Annotated in this window: 22 protein-coding genes; 12 read left to right on the top strand and 10 right to left on the bottom strand. The window is 71.0% G+C overall.

The window, feature by feature from the left end; genetic code table 11:
* Positions 1-173 precede the first annotated feature (173 nt).
* Positions 174-2,741, bottom strand: coding sequence for a leucine--tRNA ligase (leuS, locus tag ABD161_RS09970; RefSeq protein ID WP_344002495.1), 2,568 nt, complete (start codon positions 2,739-2,741; stop codon positions 174-176).
* A 108-nt stretch (positions 2,742-2,849) separates the two neighbouring features.
* Here leuS and ABD161_RS09965 point away from each other — a divergent pair, with 108 nt between their 5' ends.
* Positions 2,850-3,488, top strand: a complete 639-nt coding sequence (locus tag ABD161_RS09965; protein WP_344002087.1) for a DedA family protein — start codon at positions 2,850-2,852, stop codon at positions 3,486-3,488.
* A gap of 51 nt (positions 3,489-3,539) precedes the next feature.
* Complete coding sequence (locus ABD161_RS09960; RefSeq protein WP_344002084.1) at positions 3,540-4,574, top strand: App1 family protein phosphatidate phosphatase; 1,035 nt, start codon at positions 3,540-3,542, stop codon at positions 4,572-4,574.
* Between the two features lie 38 nt (positions 4,575-4,612).
* On the opposite strand, the gene ABD161_RS09955 is transcribed toward ABD161_RS09960, so the two are convergent.
* Positions 4,613-5,113, bottom strand: a complete 501-nt coding sequence (locus tag ABD161_RS09955; protein ID WP_344002081.1) for a GNAT family N-acetyltransferase — start codon at positions 5,111-5,113, stop codon at positions 4,613-4,615.
* Positions 5,114-5,295: 182 nt separating this feature from the next.
* Here ABD161_RS09955 and ABD161_RS09950 point away from each other — a divergent pair, with 182 nt between their 5' ends.
* From ABD161_RS09950 to ABD161_RS09940, 3 genes are read left to right on the top strand one after another with little or no spacing between them, the layout of a single operon-like run.
* Positions 5,296-6,012, top strand: coding sequence for an SOS response-associated peptidase (locus ABD161_RS09950; protein WP_344002078.1), 717 nt, complete (start codon positions 5,296-5,298; stop codon positions 6,010-6,012).
* Between the two features lie 37 nt (positions 6,013-6,049).
* Positions 6,050-7,339 (top strand): M18 family aminopeptidase, encoded by a 1,290-nt coding sequence (locus tag ABD161_RS09945; protein WP_344002075.1) that lies wholly within the window; start codon positions 6,050-6,052, stop codon positions 7,337-7,339.
* 1 nt (position 7,340) lies between these two features.
* A complete protein-coding gene (locus tag ABD161_RS09940; protein WP_344002072.1) occupies positions 7,341-8,273 on the top strand; it encodes a 3-methyladenine DNA glycosylase in 933 nt (310 codons plus the stop codon).
* Here ABD161_RS09940 and ABD161_RS09935 read toward each other — a convergent pair.
* Positions 8,219-8,623, bottom strand: coding sequence for a ribosomal maturation YjgA family protein (locus ABD161_RS09935; RefSeq protein WP_344002069.1), 405 nt, complete (start codon positions 8,621-8,623; stop codon positions 8,219-8,221). The genes ABD161_RS09940 and ABD161_RS09935 overlap by 55 nt on opposite strands.
* A 209-nt stretch (positions 8,624-8,832) precedes the next feature.
* On the opposite strand from ABD161_RS09935, the gene ABD161_RS09930 reads away from it, so the two are divergent.
* The 3 genes from ABD161_RS09930 (at position 8,833) to ABD161_RS09920 (ending at position 12,550) form a co-directional block, all read left to right on the top strand.
* Positions 8,833-10,500: an ABC transporter substrate-binding protein gene (locus tag ABD161_RS09930; RefSeq protein ID WP_344002066.1), complete on the top strand. Its 1,668-nt coding sequence runs from the start codon at positions 8,833-8,835 to the stop codon at positions 10,498-10,500.
* Between the two features lie 98 nt (positions 10,501-10,598).
* Entirely contained in the window at positions 10,599-11,600 is a 1,002-nt protein-coding gene (locus ABD161_RS09925; protein WP_135112264.1) for an ABC transporter permease, read from the top strand.
* Positions 11,597-12,550 carry an ABC transporter permease gene (locus tag ABD161_RS09920; protein ID WP_344002061.1) on the top strand — a complete coding sequence of 318 codons (954 nt, stop codon included), beginning with the start codon at positions 11,597-11,599 and terminating at the stop codon, positions 12,548-12,550. Before ABD161_RS09925 ends, ABD161_RS09920 begins: the two co-directional genes overlap by 4 nt.
* 61 nt (positions 12,551-12,611) lie before the next feature.
* Here ABD161_RS09920 and ABD161_RS09915 read toward each other — a convergent pair whose 3' ends face one another.
* A complete protein-coding gene (locus ABD161_RS09915; protein WP_344002058.1) occupies positions 12,612-14,279 on the bottom strand; it encodes an ABC transporter ATP-binding protein in 1,668 nt (555 codons plus the stop codon).
* Between the two features lie 98 nt (positions 14,280-14,377).
* Here ABD161_RS09915 and ABD161_RS09910 point away from each other — a divergent pair, with 98 nt between their 5' ends.
* Positions 14,378-15,238, top strand: a complete 861-nt coding sequence (locus ABD161_RS09910) for a transposase (protein WP_344002055.1) — start codon at positions 14,378-14,380, stop codon at positions 15,236-15,238.
* Positions 15,239-15,247: 9 nt separating this feature from the next.
* Here the strand turns inward: ABD161_RS09910 and ABD161_RS09905 are convergent, their stop codons facing one another.
* Positions 15,248-15,607: a VOC family protein gene (locus tag ABD161_RS09905; protein WP_344002052.1), complete on the bottom strand. Its 360-nt coding sequence runs from the start codon at positions 15,605-15,607 to the stop codon at positions 15,248-15,250.
* A gap of 113 nt (positions 15,608-15,720) precedes the next feature.
* Between ABD161_RS09905 and ABD161_RS09900 the strand changes: the two genes are divergently transcribed.
* Together ABD161_RS09900 and ABD161_RS09895 are read left to right on the top strand one after the other, a co-directional pair.
* Positions 15,721-16,557 carry a hypothetical protein gene (locus ABD161_RS09900; RefSeq protein WP_344002049.1) on the top strand — a complete coding sequence of 279 codons (837 nt, stop codon included), beginning with the start codon at positions 15,721-15,723 and terminating at the stop codon, positions 16,555-16,557.
* An 11-nt stretch (positions 16,558-16,568) separates the two neighbouring features.
* Positions 16,569-17,645 (top strand): FUSC family protein, encoded by a 1,077-nt coding sequence (locus ABD161_RS09895; RefSeq protein WP_344002046.1) that lies wholly within the window; start codon positions 16,569-16,571, stop codon positions 17,643-17,645.
* A 6-nt stretch (positions 17,646-17,651) separates the two neighbouring features.
* Here the strand turns inward: ABD161_RS09895 and fdhD are convergent, their stop codons facing one another.
* The 4 genes from fdhD to ABD161_RS09875 form a co-directional block, all read right to left on the bottom strand.
* A complete protein-coding gene (fdhD, locus tag ABD161_RS09890; protein WP_344002043.1) occupies positions 17,652-18,500 on the bottom strand; it encodes a formate dehydrogenase accessory sulfurtransferase FdhD in 849 nt (282 codons plus the stop codon).
* Between the two features lie 9 nt (positions 18,501-18,509).
* The gene (locus ABD161_RS09885) at positions 18,510-20,813 is read right to left on the bottom strand and encodes an FdhF/YdeP family oxidoreductase (RefSeq protein ID WP_344002040.1); all 2,304 of its coding nucleotides are present in this window, start codon (positions 20,811-20,813) and stop codon (positions 18,510-18,512) included.
* A gap of 66 nt (positions 20,814-20,879) precedes the next feature.
* Positions 20,880-21,794, bottom strand: coding sequence for an AIM24 family protein (locus tag ABD161_RS09880; protein WP_344002037.1), 915 nt, complete (start codon positions 21,792-21,794; stop codon positions 20,880-20,882).
* A gap of 27 nt (positions 21,795-21,821) precedes the next feature.
* The gene (locus ABD161_RS09875; protein WP_344002035.1) at positions 21,822-23,201 is read right to left on the bottom strand and encodes an MFS transporter; all 1,380 of its coding nucleotides are present in this window, start codon (positions 23,199-23,201) and stop codon (positions 21,822-21,824) included.
* 167 nt (positions 23,202-23,368) lie between these two features.
* Between ABD161_RS09875 and ABD161_RS09870 the strand changes: the two genes are divergently transcribed.
* Positions 23,369-23,884, top strand: a complete 516-nt coding sequence (locus tag ABD161_RS09870; protein WP_344002032.1) for a pyridoxamine 5'-phosphate oxidase family protein — start codon at positions 23,369-23,371, stop codon at positions 23,882-23,884.
* Between the two features lie 7 nt (positions 23,885-23,891).
* Here the strand turns inward: ABD161_RS09870 and ABD161_RS09865 are convergent, their stop codons facing one another.
* Positions 23,892-25,538, bottom strand: a complete 1,647-nt coding sequence (locus ABD161_RS09865) for an NAD-dependent epimerase/dehydratase family protein (RefSeq protein ID WP_344002029.1) — start codon at positions 25,536-25,538, stop codon at positions 23,892-23,894.
* Between the last annotated feature and the right edge of the window lie 69 nt (positions 25,539-25,607).

Genomic DNA, 25,607 nt, shown 5'->3' with positions numbered 1-25,607 from the left:
GGCCGCGTATCCGAGCGCACCGTGGAGAGCCAGGGAGACCCACGCTCTGGGGACGAGTCACCCGGTCGCTTCGACTCGCTTCGCTCGCTCAGCAGCCGTCGCTGGACACGGCCACCGGCCTGTCCCCGAGGTGCCGGAACCACACGGCAACTCGGGGACAACAGCCACGGGAACTACTTCGTCGAGAAGCTGACGACCTTCGGCGCGCGCACGATCGCACGCACGATCTCGCGGTCGCCGAGGGCACGAAGCACGCGCTCGTCGGCGCGCGCGAGGCGCTCGAGCTCCTCGGTGTCGATCTTCGCCGACACCTCGAGCGTCGCTCGCACCTTGCCGTCGATCTGCACGACCGCGGTCACCGACTCCTCCACGAGCAGCGCGGGGTCGGCGCTGCGCCACGTCACGTGGCCGACCGAGGCTTCGTAGCCGAGCAGCTCCCACATCTCCTCGGCCGTGTGCGGGGCGAACAGGTCGAGGATCATCGCGGTCGCCTCGACCGCCTCGCGCACGGCGGGATCGGCCGGACCCGCGGCGCCGTCCACGGCCTTGCGGATCGCGTTGACGAGCTCCATCAGCCGCGCGACGACGACGTTGAACTTGGTCTGCTCGATCAGCACCGGGGCATCGGCGAGCAGGCGGTGCGTGACGCGCCGCAGGCCCGCGTCGCCCTCGGCCCAGACGACATCCGTCGCGCTCGTGACCTCCTGCGCCAGACGCAGGGCGCGCGCGAGGAACTTCTGGGCGCCCGTTGTCGAGACGTCCTTCCAGTCCTTGTCGTCCTCCACGGGGCCGGCGAACGCCAGGGCCACGCGCAGCACGTCGGCGCTGTGCTGCGCCAGCTCCTCCTCGAACAGCACGAGGTTGCCCTTCGACTTCGACATCTTCGCGCCGTCGAGGATCACCATTCCCTGGTTGATCAGGCTCGAGAACGGCTCGGTGAAGTCGACCTGGCCCATGTCGAACAGGACCTTGGTGATGAAGCGCGCGTAGAGCAGGTGCAGGATGGCGTGCTCGACGCCGCCGATGTACGAGTCGACGGGAGCCCAGCGGTCGGCGTCCTTCGGGTCGAAGGCGCGCTCGGCGTTGCCCGGAGACAGGAAGCGCAGGAAGTACCACGAGCTGTCGACGAACGTGTCCATCGTGTCGGGGTCGCGCAGCGCGGGCTCGCCGGTGCGGGGATCCGTCGTCTCCACCCAGCCGGTCGCGGCGCCCAGCGGCGACTGCCCCTTGGGCTTCAGGTCGAGACCGGCGGCGTCCGGCAGGCGCACCGGCAGCTGGTCGGCCGGAACCGGCACGATCTCGCCGTCCTGCGCGTGGATCATCGGGATCGGCGTGCCCCAGAAGCGCTGACGCGAGATCAGCCAGTCGCGGAGGCGATACTGCTTTGCCGCGCGGCCGGTGCCGGCCGCCTCGAGCTGCTCGATCACGCGCGCGATCGCGTTGCGCTTGGACAGGCCGTCCAGCGATCCGGAGTTGATCATCCGGCCCTCGCCGGTCAGCGCCTCGCCGGTGTGGCGGGGGTCGACCCCGCTGAGCTGCGGGTCGATCGGCACGCCGTCCTCGTCGAGCTCGATGACCGGGATGGCGCCGGTGATGGGCGCCGTCGTGTCGACGACGACCCGGATGGGCAGGTCGAACGTGCGGGCGAAATCGAGGTCGCGCTGGTCGTGCGCGGGAACGGCCATGACCGCACCGTGCCCGTAGTCGGCCAGGACGTAATCGGCCGCCCAGATGGGCAGGCGCTCGCCGTTGACCGGGTTGATCGCGTAGCGCTCGAGGAAGACGCCGGTCTTCGGCTTGTCGGTCGCCTGGCGCTCGATGTCGGTCTGCTTCTGCGTCTGCTCCAGGTAGTCCTGGAACCGCATCCGCGCCTCGGGCGATGCGCCCGAGACCAGCTCGGCGGCGAGGTCGCTGTCGGGGGCGACGACCATGAACGTCGCGCCGTACAGGGTGTCGGGGCGGGTGGAGAAGACCGTGACCTTCTCGGCGCGACCCTCGATCTCGAAGTCGATGTCGGCGCCGACCGAGCGGCCGATCCAGTTGCGCTGCATCTGCAGCACCTTGTGGGGCCAGCGGCCCTCGAGCTGGTTCAGGTCGTCGAGCAGGCGGTCGGCGTACTCGGTGATGCGGAAGTACCACTGCGTGAGCTTCTTCTTCACGACGGTCGTGCCGCAGCGCTCGCAGGCACCGTCGACGACCTGCTCGTTCGCCAGCACGGTCTGGTCCTTGGGGCACCAGTTGACCGGGCTCTCCTTGCGGTAGGCGAGGCCGCGCTCGTGCAGCTGCTGGAACAGCCACTGGTTCCAGCGGTAGTAGTCCTCGTCGCTGGTGTGGAGCACCCGGCTCCAGTCGAACGAGACGCCGTACGCCTTCAGACTCTCCCGCTGCTGCGCGATGTTCGCGTAGGTCCACTCGCGCGGGTCGGCGCCGCGCTGGATGGCCGCGTTCTCCGCCGGCAGGCCGAACGAGTCCCAGCCGATGGGCTGCAGCACGTTGTAGCCGCGATGACGCCAGAAGCGCGCGACGATGTCGCTGTACAGATAGTTCTCCGCGTGACCCATGTGCAGATCGCCGGACGGGTACGGGAACATCGGCAGCACGTACTTGCGCGGACGGGTGTCCTCGTCGGAGCCCGCAAGGAACGTGTCGTTCTCGGCCCAGTACGCCTGCCACTTCGCGTGCAGGGCGTGGAGGTCGAACGCGCCGTCGGCGGGAGCGTTCGCTGCGGGGGCGGGAGAGATCTGCGACACGGGTGGGACAGCCAATCGATCGAGCGTGCGCGCCCCGATTCGGGCGCGTCGGTGCGAGATTCCAGGTTAGCGCCCGACGCCCCCGCCTATGCTCTACGCGTGGACGACGCTCTCCGGTGGCTGCTGGACCTTGTGGAGTCCGTGGATCCGGTGCTGCGCACGACCCTCGCAGGGATCGCGATGCTGCTGGAGACAAGCGTCCTCGTGGGGCTGATCGTGCCCGGCGACACCGTCGTCATCGTCGCGGCGACCGGCGTCACGAGCGTGCTCGACGGCGTCATCCTCGCGATCGTGGTCATCTGCGGCTCCCTCGCGGGCGAGTCGATCGGCTTCGCCCTCGGGCGCTGGCTCGGCCCGCACATCCGCACGTCCTGGGTCGGACGCCGGATCGGCGAACGCAACTGGGTGCGCGCGGAGAGATACGTGCAGCGCCGCGGCGGGATCGCCATCTTCCTGTCCCGCTTCCTGCCCGTGATGCACTCGCTCGTGCCGCTGACGGTCGGCATGAGCACCTATCCGTACCGCAGGTTCATCCTCTGGACCCTGCCCGCCTGCGTGATCTGGGCGACGCTCTACGTCTCGATCTCGGCCGGCGCGGCGCAGTCGTACCGGAGCCTGTCCGACACGGCGCACTGGGCCGCGTACATCTTCGTCGGGGCCATCCTGCTGCTCGTCGTCGGCGTCTTCATCGCCAAGAAGGTGATCGCCCACCTCGAGCGGCGCCACCTCGACGACTGACGGGCACCTCCGCCCGCGGTCTGCGGCGGCGCTCGTGGAAGACTGGTGGCGATGCCCTCCACCTCGCCTCGCGACAGGATCCACTGGATCGCCCGGATCGAGCGCCGCGTGCATGCGCGGCGAGAACGACGCGCCCGTCGGCACGGCCGCAAGCCCACGGTGCTCGTGTTCCCCGGCTACGGCGGCGAGGGATGGGTTCGCGTCCTCGGTCGCGTCCTGATCGTGCCGCCGACGAAGCGCACGAAGTCGGGCGAGCTGGCCAGCGTGCGCGGCTGGCGCAGCTTCCTCGGGATCCCGGTGGGCTACTCCACTGTGCGCATCACGATCGGCGACGAGACGCACGAGGTCGTCGCCGACCGCGGCGGGGTGATCGACGCGCGCATCGAGGCGAAGCTCGAACCCGGCTGGCAGCTGGTGCGGATGGCCGTCGAGGACGGCGAGCCCGGCGAGTCGCTGGTGCAGATCGTCGCGCCCGGAATGCGTCACGGCGTCGTCAGCGACGTCGACGACACCGTGATGGTCACGGCGCTCCCCCGACCGCTGCTCGCCGCGTGGAACTCGTTCGTGCTCGACGAGCACGCCCGCCAGCCGGTGCCGGGGATGGCGGTGCTCCTCGGCCGCCTCACGCGCCAGCAGCAGGGGCTGCCGATGGTCTACCTGTCGACGGGCGCCTGGAACGTCGCCCCGACGCTGACCCGCTTCCTCAACCGCCATCTCTTCCCCGCCGGGTCACTGCTGCTGACCGACTGGGGCCCGACGCACGACCGCTGGTTCCGCAGCGGCAGCGATCACAAGGCGACCAACCTGCGCCGCCTCGCCGAGGAGTTCCCGGATGTGCGGTGGCTGCTGATCGGCGACGACGGTCAGCACGACGACGCCATCTACACGGCCTTCGCGAGCGAGTACCCGCAGTCGGTCGCGGGAGTGGCCATCCGCCGCCTGTCCCCCGCCGAGGCGGTGCTGGCCGGTGGTCGCACGGCCGTCAACGACCACTCCGGCGCCTCGATCCCGTGGGTCACCGCCGACGACGGCGCGGGCCTCGCGGAGCGCCTCGAGGCCGTCGGCCTCCTCGACCCGGAGAGCTGAACTCCCGCGATATCGGTGGTCGGCGTGCGCCGGCGAGCCTATGAGGCCGCACGGATCATCCGGATCTCACGGACTCCGTCGTCGACCTCTGACCGGCCGTCAGGTGTGAAGCCGTGCCTCCGGTAGAAGGCCTGCGCCCGCGGGTTTGGGTCCACAACCCACAGGAAGGCGCCCTCCGTCGGCGCCAAGACCGCCTCGAGGAGCGGACCGCCCACGCCCGAGCCGTGCTCGGCGGCGAGGAGGTAGATCAGGTAGAGCTGGCGCGCCTGGGGCGCATCGTCGCCCTCCGGCGGGCCCGCCAGCGCGATCCCTACGACCGCTCCATCGCGGTCCGCGACGGCCGCGCGCTGGCCCGATCCGCCGATCCTCGTCAGCACGTTCGTCCACATCCGCTCGCGACGCTCGACCGCGTCGGGGGCGTCGAGCACCTCGTCGCGCATCAGCCCGCGGTATGTCTCCTGCCAGGCCAGCGCGTGCACGCGCGCCATAGCCCGCGCGTCCTCTGGCCGGGCGGCCCGCACCACGACTGCTGGGGTCATGGCACGACGGTAGCGACCCGAAACGACTCACCGCAGCCGAAACGACGGACGGGATCGGCGATCCGGTGCGTCGCTGCGGTCTTCTTGTGTCGTTTCGGGCCACTGGCAAGCGGCGCAGCCCACACGCTCGGCCCGCGGCCCGGGACCAGGCGGATGTCGGCGGCACGGCATAGCCTGGCGGCATGTGCGGTCGATTCGTCGTGGCGAAGGTCGGGAACGAGCTCGTGGGTGAGCTGCGGGTGGATCTGCAGGCGGATGAGCTGCCGCCGCCCTCGTACAACGTCGCGCCGACCGATCCGGTCGCGATCGTGCTCGACTCGGCGAAGACCGAGCCGCCGACCCGCCGGCTCGAGGTCGCACGCTGGGGACTCGTCCCGTCCTGGGCGAAGGACCTCTCGATCGGCGCCCGCGCGTTCAACGCGCGCTCCGAGGAACTGGAGGAGAAGCGGATGTTCCAGAACGCGCTGCAGAAGCGGCGCGCGATCATCCCCTCCTCCGGCTACTACGAGTGGCAGCAGCAGGCGGACGGCAAGGTGCCGCACTTCATCCACCCCGCCGACGGATCACCGCTGCTGTTCGCCGGCCTGTACGAGTGGTGGAAGGACCCGTCGAAGACCGACGACGACCCAGCTCGCTGGGTGCTGAGCTTCACGATCCTGACCCGCGAGGCGATCGGCGAACTCGGATCCATCCACGGCCGGATGCCCGTCTTCCTCGACGTCGACCACGCCGATGCCTGGCTCGATCCGACCATCGACTACCCGCGCGACGTGCTGGACGCTGCGGTCGACGCCGCGCCCTACGTCGCCGAGACCCTGACGTTCCACCCGGTGGCGAAGGACGTCGGCAACGTGCGGAACAACTCCCCCGCGCTGATCGAGCCGCTCGACGCCGCCTGAACCGAGACGCCCAGGCGCCCGCGCGATAATCGAACCCATGACTGCCGATCGCGTTCCCGCCGAAGCCCGCGCCCACATCGAGGACCTCGCGGCCTTCGTGACGGCCTCCCCGTCCTCGTACCACGCGGCCGCCGAGATCGCTCGCCGCGCCGAGGGGGCCGGCTACACGCGGATCGACGAGGTCGACGCGTGGGACATCGCGCCCGGCGGACGTTATGTCGTGGTGCGCGACGGATCGGCCGTGGCGTTCGCGCTGCCCGAGGCGGCGGCCGCGACCACGCCCTTCACCATCATCGGGGCGCACACCGACTCCCCCGGTTTCAAGCTCAAGCCGAAGCCGACCACACTCGGGCCCGGCGGCTGGTGGCAGCTCGGCGTCGAGATCTACGGCGGCCCGCTGCTGAACTCGTGGCTCGACCGGGAGCTCGAGCTCGCGGGTCGTCTCGTCACCCTCGAGGGCGAGGAACACCTCGTCCGGACGGGGTCGCTGCTGCGCATCCCGCAGCTCGCGATCCACCTCGACCGCGGCGTGAACAACGGCCTTGAGCTCGACAAGCAGCGTCACACGCAGCCCGTGTGGGGCCTCGGTGACGCCGAGAGCGCCGACATCCTGCACGCCCTGGCGGCACGTGCGGGCGTCGAGGCCTCGCAGATCGGCGGCTACGACATCGTGGTCGCGGACACGCAGGAGCCGCGCACCTTCGGCCACGCCCAGGAGCTGTTCGCATCGGGCCGGCTCGACAACCTGCTGTCGGCGCACGCGGCGCTGGTGGCTCAGCTGCAGACCGAACCGCGCGAGGCGATCACCATGTACGCCGCGTTCGACCACGAGGAGATCGGCAGCGCCTCGCGCTCCGGCGCGGCCGGCCCGTTCCTCGAGGATGTGCTGCTGCGGATCTCGGCGGCGCTCGGCGCCGGCGCCGACGAGCGCGCGCAGGCCTTCGCCGCGTCGCTGCACGTCTCCAGCGACGTCGGTCACGCGGTGCACCCGAACTACCCCGACCGGCACGACCCGGCGAACCACCCCGTCGCGGGCGGCGGGCCGATCCTCAAGATCAACGCCAGCCAGCGCTACGCGACCGACGCGCACGGCGCCGCCGCGTGGAACGCCGCCTGCGAGGCGGCCGGCGTGCCGATGCAGGAGTTCGTGTCGAACAACGCCGTGCCGTGCGGCTCCACGATCGGTCCCATCACCGCGACCCGTCTGGGCATCCGCACCGTCGACGTCGGCGTGCCGATCCTGTCGATGCACTCCGCCAGGGAGCTGACCGCGGTCGTCGACCCGTGGTACCTGTCGCGTGCAATGCGCGCCGTCCTCGAGCGGTGACGTGAGGCCGACCGCCGCGCTCGCCGTCACGCGCCTCGCGCGCGATGACTGGCGTGCGCGCGCGGAGGCGCATCGGCAGCGGGCCGACGAGCTGACCGCGGCGCATCGGGCTCGGTCTGCCCGCGGCGAGAAGCACCCCGTGTGGGACTTCCTCTTCACGTACTACTCGTACAAGCCCGCCACGCTGCGCCGCTGGCATCCGGGCCCCGACGTCGAGCTCGCGGACGCCGCCGCCGACGAGCGTGCGGGCTGGCGCTGGTACGTGCCGGGCACGGAGCCGGGATCCCTCACCGTCGACCGCCACGGATTCGGCCGCGAGAAGGCGTCACTGGCGCGGCTGATCGAGATCATGCTCCGCCGTCCCGCGGAACGCGCCGGTCGGTTCGACTGCTTCGGGCTTCACGAGTGGGCGATGGTCTACCGGCAGCGTGAGCACCGGCATCCGGTTCCCCTGCGCCTCGGCCAGGATGCGACGGACGCGGTCGTCGAGGCCCACGAGCTCAAGTGCACCCACTACGACGCGTTCCGCTTCTTCACTCCCGACGCCGTGCCGCGCAACCAGCAGGCGCCGACGCGTGAGACGCAGCCCGAGCTCGACCAGCCGGGCTGCCTGCATGCGGGGATGGACGTCTACAAGTGGGCCGTCAAGCTCGGCCCGCTCGTTCCCGGCGAGCTGCTGCTCGACGCATTCGAGCTGGCGAGGGACATCCGGGTGCTGGACATGGAGGCCGCGCCGTACGACCTCGCCGACTGGGGCGTCACACCGGTGCGGATCGAGACGGCGGAGGGAAAGGCCGAGTACGTGCGTCGTCAGCGGGCGTTCGCGGAGCGGGGAAACGACCTGCGCCGGCGGATCCTCGACGCGTGGCGGCCGGACGATCAGCGCCGCACGAGCGCGTCGATCGCCCACGCCCCGGCGACGCCGGCCGCGTAGAGCAGCAGGTCCTGAGGCGCGAACACCGTGCCGAAGACGAGCATCAGCGGGGTGAAGGCCGCGCCCCATACCTCGGGCAGCCCGGTGAGCTGGAACAACTCGACGGCCGCGCACCAGCCGAAGGCGGCCACCGCGACGATCCAGAATGCCGCGCGCGGCAGGATGAACACCCCGAGCAGGTAGATCAGCGCCGCGTACAGCGCGTCGCCGGCCGCGTCCGAGGCGAAGCCGTCGGGCGCGAACGCGTGGACGGCGAGCCCCGCGGCCACGACCAGCGCTCCCGCGACGGCAACCGCGACACGCCTCGGCGCCGACCGCACGCGGGCAGAACTGCCCGGTTCTGTCGCCATACCCACGGCGCGACTCTAGACGAGGCGTGTGATCCGCGGCCGAATGCCCGTCAGCGCCGCAAGTCCCGCCGGCCACAGCCAGGTGAACGGTCGCGAAACACGATCGAGACGTCGATGTAATGGTCGGGTACGCGACGGAGAAGTAGGTTGGCGGATATGCGTCGGCTGTGAGCCGACGCGATCTGCATTCCGAGAAAGGTGCACAGCGCATGTCCCATCACGCACGACGACGCGGCCTGATCGCAGTCGCGGGGATCGCCATCGCGACCCTCGCCCTCAGTGCCTGCGCGCAGAGCCAGCGCGGCGAGGACGGCGGCGGTGACGGCGGCGACGATGCCGCGGTCGACTCGACCTTCACGTTCGCCTCCTCGTCCGACCCCGCCGGTCTGGATCCGGCGTTCGCCAGCGACGGCGAGACCTTCCGCATCGCCCGCCAGATCTTCGAGGGCCTCGTCGGCGTCGAGCCGGGCACGGCCGACCCCGCCCCGCTGCTCGCCGAAGAGTGGACGCAGAACGACGAGGGCACCTCGTTCACCTTCACGCTGAAGGAGGGCGTGAAGTTCCACGACGGCACCGACTTCAACGCCGAGGCGGTGTGCGCGAACTTCGACCGCTGGTACAACTGGACCGGCGTCGCGGCGACCGAGAGCCTCTCGTACTACTACAACAGCCTGTTCGGCAGCCCGGACTCGTCGGACAACCCGCTCTATGAGTCCTGCAGCGCCGACGACGAGCTCAGCGCGACGGTCAACCTGACGCGCCCGTGGTCGGGCTTCATCGCCGCACTGTCGCTGCCCGCCTTCTCGATGCAGAGCCCCACCGCGCTCGAGGAGTTCGGCGCCGACGAGGTCGGCGGCACCGAGGACGCACCCGTCTACAGCGAGTACGCCGAAGGGCACCCTGTGGGCACCGGTCCGTTCACGTTCGACTCGTGGTCGCCCGGCGACCAGGTCGTCCTCACGGCGAACGAGGACTACTGGGGCGAGCAGGGCCAGGTTCAGGAGGTCGTGTTCCGTGTGATCGACGACCCGACGGCCCGCCGTCAGGCGCTCGAGTCGGGTTCGATCGACGGCTACGACCTCGTCGCCCCCGCCGACACGGCCGCGCTCGAGGGGAAGGGCTTCACGATCACCCAGCGCGACCCGTTCACCATCCTCTACCTGGGCTTCAACCACGCGACGCCCGAACTGCAGGATCCGCTGGTGCGTCAGGCGCTCTCGTACGCCATCGACAAGGACGCGCTCGTCCAGCAGGTGCTGCCCGAGGGAACCGAGGTCGCGACGCAGTTCATTCCGCCGGTCGTCAACGGCTGGAACGATTCGGTCACGACGTACGAGTACGACCCCGAGAAGGCGAAGCAGCTGCTGGCGGAGGCCGGCCATGAGGACCTCACGCTCACGTTCAACTACCCCGTGAACGTGTCGCGCCCCTACATGCCGAACCCCGACCAGATCTTCGCGGCCCTCGCCGCGCAGCTGGAGGAGGTCGGCATCACGGTCGAGCCGGTCGAGAACGAGTGGGTCGACTACCTCGACCTGATCCAGGGCAGCGAGAACCACGGCATCCACCTGCTCGGGTGGACGGGCGATTACAACGACACCGACAACTTCCTCGGCGTCTTCTTCGGCCGCCAGTCGATGGAGTGGGGCTTCGACAACCCCGAGCTGTTCACGGCCCTCGAGGAGGCGCGCCAGATCCCGAGCCCGGAGGAGGCGACGGCGACGTACCAGGAGATCAACGAGATGGTCGCCGAGTTCATCCCCGGCATCCCGCTCGCTCACCCGGCACCGTCGCTCGCGTTCGCCCCGCGCGTCACGTCGTACCCGGCGAGCCCGGTGAACGACGAGGTGTTCAACATGATCGAGCTCAGCGAGTGACGCTCGGCGAGTAGGACACGTTCGACAGACGACTGCCGCGGGGTCGGCTCTCCGGCCCCGCGGCAGTCGCCCGCCGCCCCACATCCCGCAGGAGCACCGTGCTACGCACCATCGGCAAGAGGATCTTGCTCGTCATCCCCACCCTGTTCGGCCTGACAATCCTGCTGTTCGCCTGGGTGCGCGCGCTTCCCGGAGGGCCCGCCGCGGCCCTGCTCGGCGAACGCGCGACACCCGAGGCGATCGAGCGCATCAACGCGGCATACGGCTTCGACCGCCCGATCGTCGTGCAGTACTTCACCTGGCTCGGCCGCCTCATCCAGGGCGACTTCGGAGCGTCCATCAGCTCGCGCCGCCCCGTGCTCGAGGAGTTCGCGAACCGCTTCCCCGCAACCGTCGAGCTGTCGATCGCGGCGCTGCTGATCGCCGTCGCGATCGGCATCCCCATCGGGTACTGGGCCGCCAAGCACTACGGCAAGGCTGCCGACCATGTCTCGGTGGCCGCCAGTCTCGTCGGCATCACCATCCCGGTCTTCTTCCTCGCGTACATCCTGAAGTACGTCTTCGCCGTACAGCTCGGATGGCTGCCGTCGGACGGCAGGCAGGACAACATCGACGCGACCCACATCACCGGCTTCTACGTGCTCGACGGTCTGATGACCGGCGAGCTGGATGCCGCGTGGAACGCGATCCTCCACCTGATCCTTCCCGCGATGGCGCTGTCGACGATCCCGCTCGCGATCATCGTCCGGATCACGCGTGCATCCGTCCTCGAGGTGATGAACGCCGACTACGTCCGCACGGGCCGCGCGAAGGGGCTTCCCCCACAGCAGATCCGTGACCGGTTCGTGCTGCGCAACGCGATGCTGCCGGTGGTCACCACCATCGGCCTGCAGGCGGGCCTGCTCATCGCCGGCGCCGTCCTGACCGAGACGGTGTTCGCCTTCCACGGGATCGGCGAGTTCCTCGCGACGGCGATCTTCCAGCGCGACTTCCCGGTGCTGCAGGGCTTCGTCCTGTTCATCGCCATCGCCTACGCCGCGATCAACCTGCTCGTCGACATCTCCTACAGCCTGATCGATCCGAGAGTGAGGGTTCAGTGAGCGCTCCGGTCATTCCCCCGACCGGCGGCCTCGGCGGCGACGCCACCGCCGTCGACCACGCCGCACTCGAGGCGCGACGCAGGGGCGGCTTCTGGCACGACGTGTTCCGTCGCCTGCGCCGAAACCCGACGGCCTGGATCGGCGCCGCCATCGTGCTGCTGTTCATCCTCGTGGCCGCCGCTGCACCGCTGCTGGCACCGTACGGCGACCTCAGCTCCCCCGGACGCGAGCACATCCGCCCGACGGCGCTGCCCGGGATCGGCACGCTGCCGGAGTTCCCGCTCGGGATCGACCGGTTCGGCGGGGATGTGCTCTCGAAGCTGATCTGGGGCGCGCAGGCGTCCCTCGTGATCGGCGTCGTCTCCACCCTGTTCGGACTGATCGGCGGAATGGTGCTCGGGGCGCTCGCGGGGGCGTTCGGCGGCTGGGTCGACAACGTCGTGATGCGCGTCGTCGACATCCTGCTGTCGGTGCCGAACCTGCTGCTGGCGGTCTCGATCGCCGCGGTGCTGGGACGCACCCAGCTCGCCGTGATGATCGCGATCGGCGTGGCGCAGATCCCGATCTTCGCGCGACTGCTGCGCTCGTCGATGCTGCAGCAGCGCGAGACCGACTACGTCCTCGCCGCCGGCACGCTGGGCCTCGGGCGCGGGCGGATCACCCTGACGCACGTGCTTCCCAACTCGGTCGGCCCGGTCATCGTGCAGGGAACCCTGACGCTCGCCACCGCCGTGATCGACGCTGCCGCGCTGTCGTTCCTCGGCCTCGGCGGCGGGCGCCCCGAGACGGCAGAGTGGGGGCGCATGCTCACCTACGCGCAGGCGGAGCTCTCCATCGCCCCGCACCTGGCGTTCCTGCCGGGCATCTGCATCATGATCACCGCGCTCGGCTTCACGCTCCTCGGCGAGGCCCTCCGCGGCGCGATGGATCCGCGGACGCGGGCACGCTGATCCGGTGACGAGAAGAGGCCGGTCCCCCGTTGACGGGTGACCGGCCTCTTCGGCGTGCGGCTCAGCTCGCGATCTCGAGCTCGTTGCCCGGGATCGACGCGAGCAGATTGCGCGTGTACGGGTCACGCGGATTCGTGAAGATCTCCTCGCTGGTCGCCGCCTCGACGAGCTTGCCGTTCTTCATCACGCACACGTAGTCGCTGATCAGCCGGACGACGGCGAGGTCGTGCGAGATGAACAGGTAGCTGAGCCCGTACTCGCGCTGCAGGTCGCCGAGCAGCCGCAGGATCTGGTCCTGCACGAGCACGTCGAGGGCCGACACCGGCTCGTCGCAGACGACCACGTCGGGCGAGAGGGCGAGCGCGCGGGCGATGGCGACGCGCTGACGCTGTCCTCCGGAGAGCTCCGACGGGTAACGGCGGGCCATTTCGGATGGAAGGGCGACCTGGTCGAGCAGCTCGCGCACCCGCTTCTGGCGTTCGATCCGCGACCCGCGACCGTAGAACGCGAGCGGCTCCTCGATGATGCGCTCGATCGTGAACATCGGGTTCAGGGACGAGTACGGGTCCTGGAAGACCGGCTGCACCTTCTGCCGGAAGTCGCGCTGCTCGGCGCGGCTCAGCGAGAAGATGTCCTTGCCTTCGAAGCGGACGGTCCCCGATGTCGGTTCGATCGCCTTCAGAAGCATCCGCGCGGTGGTGGTCTTGCCCGATCCCGACTCGCCGACGACCGAGACCGTCGTGCCGCGCGGGATCGCGAGCGACACGTCGTCGACCGCGAGGAACGGCTCGCGCTGCCCGCGGATCCGGTACTCCTTGGTGACGCCCTGGAACTCGACGACATGGTCGGGCGCGGGCGCCGACGCGACCGGAGCCAGACGCTCGCTCGTCGTGGCGCGGAAGTCCTCGGGGCGCAGGCGCGCGATCGCGACCGACGGCGCGGCCTTCACCAGCGACTGGGTGTAGGGGTGCTGCGGGTCCTCGAGGATCTGGCGGGCCAGGCCCTGCTCGACCACACGACCACGGTGCATGACCACGACGTGCTTGGCCCGCTCGGCGGCGAGGCCGAGGTCGTGCGTGATCATCAGCACGGCCGTGCCGAGCTCGCGCGTCATCGAGTCGAGCTGGTCGAGGATCGTGCGCTGGACGGTCACGTCGAGGGCGCTGGTGGGCTCGTCGGCGATCAGCAGGCGGGGGCGACAGGCGAGACCGATCGCGATCAGCGCGCGCTGGCGCATGCCCCCGGAGAACTCGTGGGGGTACTGCTTCGCCCGGCGGGCGGCGTCGGGAAGCCCCGCGGCCTCGAGCGTCTCGACGACCTTGGCGTCGACGTTCCGCCGGTTGGCGAGCCCGTGCGCGAGCAGCGTCTCGGCGACCTGCGTGCCGATCTTCGACACCGGGTTCAAGTTCGACATCGGGTCCTGCGGCACGAGTCCGATGTGCCGGCCGCGCACCTCGCGCAGCGCTGCCTCGTCGGCCCCGACGAGTTCCTGCCCGTCGAAGCGGATGCTGCCCGCCGACACGCGCCCGTTGCCCGGCAAGAGACCGATGATCGACATCGCGGTCGTCGACTTGCCGGATCCCGACTCGCCGACGATGGCGAGCGTCTCCCCGGCCCCGAGCGTCAGGCTCGCCTCGTGCACCGCGGTGACCGGTCCGTCCTGGGTCGAGAAGTCGACCTTCAGACCCGAGATCTCGAGCAGCGGCGGGATCGTCTCTGGATGCCTCATCCCCCCATCCTGCCCTCGTCAGGCCGCATCCGGGTATCGCCATCCCCGGGGGTAACGTGCCTGTAACAGCGGCACCGTGAGTGCGGCAGGATCGACCCATGGCCTCCGACCCGCTGATCGCCGTCGCGTGGGAGCTGTACGACCTGCCGCCCGCGCGGTTCACCGCCGAGCGCAATGCCCGCGCGAAGGCGGTGAAGGGCGAGGATCCGGCGCTCGCGAAGCGGATCGCCGAGCTGCGACGCCCGTCCGCGCCGGCGTGGATCATCGGGCAGCTCGTGCGGCACCGCGCGGAGCGGCTCACCCAGGTGCTCGAGCTCGGCGCCGAGCTGCGCGAGGCCCAGGAGGATCTGGATGCAGCCACGCTGGCGCAGCTCACGAAGGACCGCCGTGCGCTGACGGCCGCGCTCGCGCGCGAGGGCGCCGACCTGGCCGCCCGCCAGGACGTCAACGCCCCGTCGTCGGTGCTCGACGAGGTGTCGCAGACCCTCCAGGCGGCCATGGCCGACGCGGCCGCGGCCGAGGCGGTCACGTCGGGGCGGCTGATCCGGTCGCTCGAGGCGGTGGGCTTCGATCCCGTCGACCTGGCCGACGCGGTGGCGGGGCCCGCGCCCGACGGCTCCGTCGCCCCGCAGCGGGCGAAGGCGGCGCCGGACGAGCTCGCCGCTCGGCGCGCGCGCCGGGAGGCCGAGCGCGCGATCCGCGACGCGGAGGCCGCGCATCAGCGCGCCGAGCGCAACCTCGCCGCCGCGCGCCGCACGGCGGCAGACGCGCGGCAGCGCGAGGACGGGCTCACCAGCCGCCGCGAGCAGCTGCGCGCCGAGCTTCGCCGGCTCGACGACGATCTGCGTGACGCCGAGACCGCGACCGAGCAGGCGACCGCCCGCGAGCAGGAGGCCGAGGCGGCCCAGGCCACCACGGGCGCGGCACTGGAGCGCGCCCGCGCGTCCCTCGAGCCCTGACCGAACGGCTCAGTCGAACGGCGCCACCCGGATCAGGTTGCCGTCGGGATCGGCGATGACGAACGTGCGGCCGAACACGTCGTCGTGCGGTGGCTCGACCACCGTCGCACCCTTCGCCGACCACGCCTCGAAGACGTCATCGACCGCGCCCTGCTCGCGCGGGACGAGGAGGCCGACTTCCGAGGTGCGCGGGGCCGACGCATCCGCTCGTCCCCCGCTCCACAGGGCGAACGTCACTCCGGGCGCCACCTCGAACGGCACATAGCGCGGCGTCACCATGACGGGTTCGATCTCGAACAGCTCGCGATAGAAGGCGGTCGCGCGCTCCACATCGCTCACGTACACAAGGAACAGATTCGGGGCTGCCATGTCTCTCCTTTCGCGCGGACGCGTCCGTTCCGCGCGAGGGCGATCCTGCCGGAGACCACCGACATCGAGCGGCCGCCGCCTCACCGCCGCCGCAGATCGGCGAAGATGGTCTCATGACCTCCGCTCCCTACGGCCTGCTCCTCGACGTCGACGGTCCGCTCGCGAGCACGGTCACCCGGTCCATCCGGATCCCGTCGATCGCCGACGACCTCGTCGCCATCGCGAACTCCGGGTGCCCGGTCGTGTTCAACACGGGGCGCTCCGACGCCTTCCTCGCCGAGCAGGTCATCCCCGAGCTCGTCCGCGCCGGCCTCGCCGCCGACGCCCCCGTGTGGGGAATCGGCGAGAAGGGGGCCTCCTGGTTCACCGTGACGAACGGCCGGATCGGAGCGGTGCAGGTGGACGAGACCATCGCCGTCCCGGCGGATCTCGTCGCCGCCTGCCGCGCGATCGCCGAGCAGCACCGCGACCTGATGTTCTGGGACGCCACCAAGCGCACGATGGTGTCGCTCGAGCAGAACCTCGACGTCGAGAACGCCGAGTTCCTCGGGCGCCGCGCGCAGGTCACGGCCGAGCTCGACGCCGCGATCGCATCCCTCGGCCTCGCGGATCGCTTCTACACGGTGCCCACGGTGATCTCGATCGACCTCGAGCACCGAACCGCGGGCAAGGCCCTCGGGGCCGAGCGCGCCGTGCGCCTCGTGGGCGAGCGGATGGAGGTCCCCCGCCGGTGGTTCACGGCCGGCGACTCCCACGGCGACTACGACATGGCCGCGTGGCTGCACGACGCCGCCTACGACGCGACGCATCTGGACGTGCGCCCCTCGGGCGACCAGCCGGAGACCGCGTTCACGGTGCTGCGGGAGATCCCGACCTTCGCCGAGGGCCACGCCGAGGACGACATCACCGCCTCGTACCTCACACGCTGGCGCGCGGAGCTGGCGGTCTAGGCTCCAGCGTCATGACGGCGATGCGGCTGCCTCTCCCCCGCCTGCGGGGGCTGCTCGAGTTCTCCCGCGTCATCCTCGCCCTCCGCACCGCCGTGGCGGCGGCGATCGCCTGGTATCTGGCCCCATTCGTCCCGCTCGCTGAGGCCGAGTACTCCTACTACGCGCCGCTGGGTGTGCTGGTGAGCATGTACCCGACGCTCGCCCGCTCGGCGCGATCCGGCGGTCAGGCGCTCCTCGGCCTGGCGCTCGGCATCGCGCTGGGCATCGGCGGCATCGCGCTCACCTGGCTCGGCGCGCCCGGCATCATCGCCCTCGCCCTCGTCGTCGGTGTCGGCGTCTGGCTCGGCGGCATCGAGCAGCTCGACGCCGGACGGGATTGGATCGCGATGGCGGGGCTGTTCGTCCTGCTTCTGGGAGGGCCGACGCCGGACGACTTCTCCATCTCCTACCTCGTCACGATGGCCTTCGGCGTGATCGTCGGGCTCGTCGCCAATCTCCTCTTCCCGCCGCTGTACCTCCAGCAGGCGTCCGCGCGACTGTCGTCGCTGCGCGACGCGGCCGCCGCCCACCTGCACGACATGGCGGATGCGGTGGAGGCGGATCAGCTCGAGAAGGAGCACCTGCACAGGATCGTCCGCGAGCTGCGTGAGACGGAGACGCAGGTCGCCGCCGCCGTCGAGGACGCGGATGAGAGCAGCCGCGCGAACCCTCGCGCGCGCGGGCGAGGCCAGGACCGCGAGCTGAACCGGCAGCGCCTGGAGGCGCTCGAGAGGACGATCTTCTCGATCCGGGAGCTCGCCGACGTCCTCGAGCGCGCGCACGACCGCCCCGCGGGCCCGGAGCCCGCGCAGAATCTCCTCGCCGAGGCGATCCACCGTGTCGCGGACCTCGTTTCCGAGCCGCCCCGCAGCGAGTCGGGAGCCGGCCAGCTGACCGCCGCCGAGCGCGCGATCGAGCGCTACGCCGCCGCGATCGACGACGCCGCGGGCGGCCCCGACCGCGAAGCCGTGCCATCGGGCGTGGCCGAGGAGATCGCCGCCGCGGTGTGCCTGCGCCGCATCGTCGAGGCCTGTCGCCCGCTCGTCTGAGCCCGCTCAGGCGACGGCCACGGGAGCCACGACACGCTCGGCGCCGGCGTAGACGTTCATCGTCTCGCCGCGCAGGAACCCCACAAGGGTCAGGCCCTGCTCGACCGCCAGCTCGACCGCGAGCGAGGACGGCGCGGATACGGCCGAGAGCACCGGGATGCCCGCCATGACCGCCTTCTGCGCGAGCTCGAAGCTCGCCCGGCCCGACACCATCAGCACGTGGCCCCGAAGCGGCAGGCGGTCGTTCAGCACCGCCCAGCCGACGACCTTGTCGACCGCGTTGTGCCGGCCGACGTCCTCGCGCAGCACAACCAGTTCACCGGTCTCGGCGTCGAACAGTCCCGCGGCGTGCAGTCCGCCGGTCTTGTCGAACACGTCCTGGTGGGCGCGCAGAGCATCCGGCAGCCCCGCGAGCGTCTCGGCCGTGACGCGCACGTCATCCTCGGCGACGTCGTAGGCCGACACGGCCTTCACCGCATCGATGCTCGCCTTCCCGCACATCCCGCACGAGCTCGTCGTGTAGAAGTTGCGCGCGAGGTCGGTGCTCGGCGGCTCCACGCCCGGCGCGAGGGCCACATCCAGCACGTTGTACGTGTTCTCCATGCCGCCGGTCCCGGGACCGCCGCAGTGGATGGCGGAGCGGAAGTCGGATCCGGTACGCACGACCCCCTCGGACACAAGGAATCCCGCGGCGAGCTCGACGTCGTGCCCCGGGGTGCGCATCGTCACGGCGAGCGGCTCCCCCACAACGCGGATCTCGAGCGGCTCCTCGACCGCCAGCGTGTCCGCCCGGCGAGTCGTCGCGCCGTGCAGCGCGATCCGCATGACCGGACGTCGCTGTGTGATGCGTCCCATGCCGTCCTCCTATCGCCTCTCGAGCCGCACGACCACGGCCTTCGACGTCGGCGTGCCGCTCACATCCGCGGTCGAGTCGAGCGGCACCAGGACGTTGGTCTCGGGGTAGTACGCGGCGGCGTTGCGGCGAGGCGTGTCGTACGGGACGAGGCGGAACTCCTCGGCGCGACGTTCCTCGAGTCCGCCCGGACCGTTCCACTCCGAGACGAGATCGACAACGTCGCCCTCCGCGAACCCGAGCTCCCGGATGTCCGCCGGGTTGATCAGCACGACCCGACGGCCGTCGTGGATCCCCCGGTAGCGGTCGTCCTTGCCGTAGATCGTGGTGTTGTACTGATCGTGCGAGCGGAGGGTCTGCAGCAGCAGGCGCCCCTCGGGGATGACGGGGTACTCCAGCGGGTTGGCCGTGAAGTTCGCCTTTCCGTTCGCGGTGGCGAACCGCCGCTCGTCGCGTGGGCCGTTCGGCAGGAAGAACGTGCGTCCCTTGTCGATCCGGGCGTCGTAGTCCTCGAACCCGGGGATCACGCGCGCGATGTGGCCGCGGATGGCGGAGTAGTCGCTCTCGAGGCCCCGCCAGTCGGCGTGGGGGGCGCCTGGGCGGTCGGCGAAGACGAGCTCGCACAGCCGGGTCAGGATCGCCACCTCGCTGAGCAGGTCTTCCGCCGGCGGGGCGAGCCGGCCGCGTGAGCCGTGGACGGCGCCCATCGAGTCCTCCACGGTGACACGCTGCTCGACGCCACCCCGGCGGTCGCGTTCGGTGCGTCCGAGCGTCGGCAGGATGATCGCCCGGCGGCCGTGGACGACGTGCGAGCGGTTGAGCTTCGTGGAGACCTGCACCGTGAGCCCCACATTGCTCATTCCCTGCTCGACGACCCGGGTGTCGGGGGTGGCGCTGACGAAGTTGCCGCCCATCCCCATGAACACGCGCACCCGGCCATCGCGCATCGCACGGATCGCCTCGACGGTGTCATACCCGTGCTTGCGCGGCGCGGTGAACCCGAACTCGCGGTCGAGTGCCGCGAGGAACGCCTCGGCGGGCTTCTCGTAGATGCCGACGGTGCGGTCGCCCTGCACGTTCGAGTGGCCGCGCACGGGGCACACCCCCGCGCCGGGGCGCCCGATGTTGCCCTGCAGCAGAAGGACGTTCACGATCTCGCGCAGGGTCGGCACCGAGTGCTTGTGCTGGGTCAGTCCCATCGCCCAGCACACGATCGTCGCCTCCGAGCGGCGCACGATCTCGGCGATCTCGCGCAGCCGCTCCGTCGTCAGGCCGGTCGCCTCCTCGAGCGGCTCCCACGCCAGCGCGGCGACATGCGCGGCGTACTCCGCGAATCCGGCGGTATGCGCGTCGATGAAGTCGTGATCGAGAACGCCCCCCGCTCGGGCCTCCAGCTCCAGCAGGTGCTTGCCGATCGCCTGGAACAGCGCCTGGTCGCCGCCGAGGCGGATCTGCACGAAGTCGTCGGCGAGCTTCGTGCCGCCAAGCAGCACTCCCTTCGGCGTCTGCGGGTTCTTGAAGTTGAACAGGCCCGCCTCCGGCAGCGGGTTCACCGCGACGATCGTCGCGCCCTTCTCCTTCGCCTTCTCGAGCGCGCTCAGCATCCGCGGATGATTCGTGCCGGGGTTCTGGCCGGCGACGATCAGCAGGTCGGCCTCGTGGATGTCGGTGATCGAGACGGTGCCCTTGCCGATGCCGATCGTCTGGTTGAGCGCCGAGCCGCTCGATTCGTGACACATGTTCGAGCAGTCGGGCAGATTGTTCGTGCCGAGCCCGCGTACCAGCAGCTGGTACAGGAACGCCGCCTCGTTCGACGTGCGACCCGAGGTGTAGAAGACCGCCTGATCCGGGTCGTCGAGCGCGCGCAGCGTCCCGGCGATCTCCTCGAGCGCCGCGTCCCAGCCGATGGGGCGGTAATGGGTGCCGCCCTCCTCGAGCAGCATCGGCGTGGTGAGGCGCCCCTGCTGGCCGAGCCAGAAGTCGTCGTGCTCGCGCAGCTCGGCGATGCTGTGCCGCGCGAAGAAGTCCGGACCGACCCGTCGTACGGTCGCCTCCTCGGCCACCGCCTTCGCACCGTTCTCGCAGAACTCCGCGACGTGGCGGTGGTCCTCCTCCGGCCAGGCGCATCCCGGGCAGTCGAAGCCGCTCTTCTGATTCACCCGGAGCAGGGTCTGCGCGCTGCGGAGCACGCCCATCTGCTCGATCGAGATCTTCAGAGCGTGCATCACGGCCGGGACGCCGACCGCCGACCGTTCGCGCTCGCCGATGCGCAGCTTGGACTCGTCGATGTCCTCGGTGGGAGGCTTCGTCGCCATCGTCCCTCCTTCGTCTCGTGCCAGGCTACGCCGGGCGGAAGCCGGCGGGGTCCCGCACGCCGCGTACTAGGAGGATGGCGCGGCGGTGACGCCCTCGGACGGCTGCACGATCACGAAGCCGTAGCCCGCGAACGCGACCTGCACGGCCTCGCCCGATCCGCGGCCGATCAGCGCGCCGGCCTTGAACGACGTCTTCAGCGTCGTCTGCAGCGACGCCGACCAGGCGACGACGGCGTTGGTGTCGGCGTAGGTCGGAGCCTCGGCGGCGTTGAGCACGACGGGCGGCCCGGCCGTCGTGACCGCGACCCATCCGGTGCCGCGCAGCGTCGTGTTGAACAGACCGCCGGTCATGATGCCCGCGCCCTGCACCCGCTCGATGTTCCACTGCAGGCTCTCCGAGAACGCCAGCACGTTGCGGCCGTTGATCGAGATGCCCGAGTCGTCGAGATGCAGGATGTGCACCTCGGCCTCCTCGTTGGCGAGGAAGACGTCACCCCGGCCGGAGACCCGCATCAGCGAGAGCCCTTCGCCGGTCACCTGCGATTTGAGGAAGCGACCGACGCCGCCGCCCTGGTACGCGAAGTCGACCTCGCCCTGGTAGGCCACCATCGCGCCCTGGCGGGCGAGGAACGCCTCGCCCAGGCCGACGCGCAGCATCTTCAGGTTCTGCTTGGTGGGGCCGAGGCCGGAGACCTCGGCGTGCGACCCGGAGATGAGGTCGCCCGTGATGCCGGCATCGCCGCGGCCGATGCCCTGCCCCGCTGCACTCGGCTGCGCCGCAGACTGCGGAGCGAAGGCCGCCTGAGGGGCCTCCTCATGCGCCTGCGGCCCACCGCCGACGGCGTGCGGCTCCTCCTGCGCGGGCGTCAGCGGCGCACTCGAGACCACGCCTCCGGTCGAGACGTGCTCCGTCCACGTCGTGCCGTCCCACCAGCGCAGCTCGGCGCGCCCCGTCGGATCCGGAAACCAGCCTGCATCCATGTGCGGTCCCTCCCTCTCACGGGAACACTACTCAGTGCGCTGCGACCCGTGCGAGGTCGCATCGCGCCGCGGGTTGCGGATGCCCGCCCAGGAGGCGAGAGCTCCCGCGGCGAACAGCGCCGCGGTGGCGACGGCCGTGCGGTGGAATCCGTCGAGGTCGAGGTCTCCCCCGGCGATGACCGCGATCATCGCGACGACGAGTAGGCCCGCCACCCTGGCGACGGCGTTGTTCACGGCCGAGGCGATGCCCTCGCGGCCCGTGTCGACCGCGCCGAGAACGGCGCTCGTGAGCGGACTGACCGTCACCGTGAGGCCGACGCCCAGCAGGATGATCCCCGGCAGCATCTGCAGCCAGTAGTCGAGCGGATCCCGCGCCGTCAACAGCAGGATCGATCCGATCGCCATGATGGCGGGTCCGGTCGCCATGAACAGCCGGGGGCCCCGGCGGTCCGCCCATCTGCCCACGCGGGACGATCCGAGGATCATGATGACCGTGATCGGCAGCGAGGCGAGCCCCGCGAGCGTGGCGCTGAATCCCGCGGTCTCCTGCAGGAAGACCACGACGGCGAAGCCGTTCAGGGCGAGCGCCGCGTAGACGAACGTGGTCGCCAGGTTGCCGGCCCAGAAGTTGCGGAGCCGGAACAGCGCCAGCGGCAGCACCGGCTCGGACGAGCGCCGCTCGCGCAGCACGAACCCCGCGAACAGGGCCGCCCCGACGAGGAGCGCCGCGATCACGATCGGATCCGCCCAGCCGAGACGCGGACCCTCGATCAACGCGAACACAACGCCGCCGAGCCCGAGGGCGCACAGCGTCGACGCGAGGAGGTCGACGCGTGCGCCGGGCTTCCGCACATCCGGTGTGCCCAGCCCCGCCAGCAGCCACAGCGTGATGCCGATCGGGAGCACGTTGATCAGGAACGCCCAGCGCCAGGACGCGAGGTCGATGAAGAGGCCGCCGATCAGCGGAGCGACGAGCATGGCGGCGCTCGTCGCGGCGGTCCACGCCCCGATCGCCCTGCCGCGCATCGCCTCGCCGAAGTGGGTCGTGATGAGGGCCAGCGAACTCGGCACCAGCAGCGCGCCCGCGATCCCCTGCGCAGCCCGGGCGATGACCGCGAACTCGATTCCCGGGGCCGCCGCGATGGCCACCGACGTCACGAGGAAGCCGATCAGCCCGACCCGCAGCACGACCTTGCGGCCATAGAGATCGCTCAGCGAGCCCGCCACCAGGATCAGCGCCCCGAGCGTGACCAGGTAGGCGTTGACCACCCACTGCTGACCGGCGAGGCCCCCGCCCAGATCGGCCCGGATCGCCGGCAGCGCGACGTTCACGATGCTCGAGTCGAGGAAGGCCACAAAAGACGCGAGGATCGCGACCGCGAGTACTCGACGATCGGTCGCAGTCATCCGCTCATCCGGCACGTCTGCACGCTACCCCGGATCGAGGGCGCCGGGGCCGGTGGCGCCCTCACGCGACACACCATGCGGCAGCATCCGGCCCGTGACCCCCTTCCCTCCACGGAGCACGTCGTCTTGACTGGACGGAGGGACGACACACGACGAAGGCGAGGGATATGAGCAGCGCTCAGGAAGACCGCGAGGTCGAGGAGCTCCCCACCGGGGAATGCTGGCGGCTTCTCGAGATCGCCGACATCGGCCGCCTCGCCGTCACCCGCGGCGACGGGGGCCCGGACGTCTACCCCGTGAACTTCATCGCCCACCAGGGGCGGATCTATCTGCGCTCGGGGGCCGGTCCGAAGCTTCGCAGCATGATCGCGAATCCGGCGGTCGCGATCGAGGTGGACGGCGAGGAGGACGGATTCCACTGGAGCGTCGTCGTGCGCGGCGTGGCAGCCCGCACCGAGGTCGACTCCGAGATCCTCGCATCGGGCGCGGCCCGGCTCGTGAGCCACGAGCCCGCCCGGAAGCCGCATGTGCTCCGCATCACGCCCGACAGCGTGACCGGGCGCCGCTTCGCGAAGCGCTCGACGCCCGGCGAGCCGACGCCTCCGCGGCGAGGGGCCCCGCCCGCCGACGCTCCCGGAAAGCCGAAACCCATCCCGCACTTCCCGCCGCCCTGGCAGCGCTGAGGTCGCGTCAGTCGACCCGGCCCGCGCGGAACGCCTCCGGCACGATGTGCGCGTGCAGGCGGGTCAGCGTGTCGGCCTGCTCGCGGGCCCGGGCCGCGAGCCGCTGGAACTGCTCGCGCGGCAATCCGAGTTCCGGAGCCAGCTCGGCGAGGGTCTCCCACCCTCCGAGCTTTCCCATGATGGCGCTGCGCATCAGCTCGATCTCCAGCACGGGGGTCATCGGCGAGCCGAGCGGGCGGCCGTTCGTCTTCAGCCGGCCGGCCCGCTCCGCCGCCCAGGCCGCCGCCTGACGGTAGGGGCGGCGGCGGAACTCGAGCGTGGCGAGCAGGTCACGGAGGAACCTGCGCTCGTCGCGGGTCTCGCGCGCGATGCGGGCGAGGTCGGCCCCCATGTCGGTGTCGGCGTATGCCTTCGCCATCCGCTCGAGTCGCGCAACACCCGCCGTGGCACCCGTCAGGTGATCGGACAGGTACAGCCCCAGGATGTCGCGCTCGAGGTCTGCGGGCACGCGGTGCGCCGACGACTCGGCCGGCGGCTGCACCGCGCCGTCGGGCCTGCTCTCCCCCGGCGGCTGCTGATCCTGCGGCCAGTTCTTGCGGGGCCGCATCGGCGGGCTCGCGGTGCCCCGGCCGTCCGCCATGGCGGTGAGCAGCTCGCTGAGCGCCTCCTTCGCGCCGCGGCGCGGACTCCAGCCGAGCTCACGCTGGGCCCGCGACGTGTCCATCAGCGGGGCGGTCATCGCCATGTCGAGCCAGCCGGGGTCCGCCGCGACGGCGTGTGCCCGCCACGCCGCGTGCAGCATGGGGCGCAGCATCCGCGCCGGCACCTCGACATGCCTGCCGTGACTCAGCACATCCGCGAGGTCGCGAGCTCGGAGCACGGGCTCCGTGGCGACGTTGTAGGCGCCGGTCGCCCTCTGCACGATGGCCCGGCGGTAAGCGTCGGCCAGGTCTGCGCCGTGCACGACCTGCATCCGGATGCCCGCGGGCAAGGTGAGGACCGGAAGCGCTCCTGGCCGCAGCAGCGCCGGCGGAACCAGCGCCCCGACGAACAGCCGCACGACCTCGGCTCCGGCATCCGCATCGAACACGAGCGCCGGGCGCAGCCGCGCGACGGCGAGCCCGCGCCGCTCCGCCTCGTCGAGCACACGTTCCTGCGCTGCCTTGTCCGCGGCGTAGTGCGCGCTCGGGATGCCCTGGGTCGGCCATGACTCGTCGCGCAGGTCGTCGTCCCGCACGCCCGTGTAGGCGGCGACCGATGACGCGCAGACCAGGTGGGCGACCCCCGCGCGCACACAGGCCTCCACGACCCGCCGCGTGCCGTCGACGTTCGCGCGCCGCAGCAGCTCGCGGTCTCGGTTCGGCTGGATCAGCCACGCGAGGTGGACGACCGTGTCGACGCCCGTGAAGGCGGCCGCCAGGCGCGCGATGATCAGCTCCTCGCTCTCGTCCCCGAGCAGCGGCGTCGCGATGTCGATGAGGTCCCAGCGCGCCGCGTCATACGGCGCAGCAGCGACGTCGGGCGAGCGTCGGGCGATCCCGATGATCTCTCCGACGGCCGGCTCGTCGCGCAGCGCGCGCAGCAACGCGGTGCCGACGTGGCCGCTGGCTCCGACGATCGCGACTTTCAGGGGGGTGATCGGTGCTTCCGGCATGGCGTCCTCCTTGGAGGATCCTCGCCCGCACTGCGGCGCCTGACCATGGGCTTGCGGTGACATCGATCT

This window comes from Microbacterium paludicola (assembly GCF_039529675.1).
GTDB lineage: Bacteria > Actinomycetota > Actinomycetes > Actinomycetales > Microbacteriaceae > Microbacterium > Microbacterium paludicola.
Note: the sequence above shows the minus strand (reverse complement) of the source record. Positions and strands in the feature narration are given on the sequence as shown.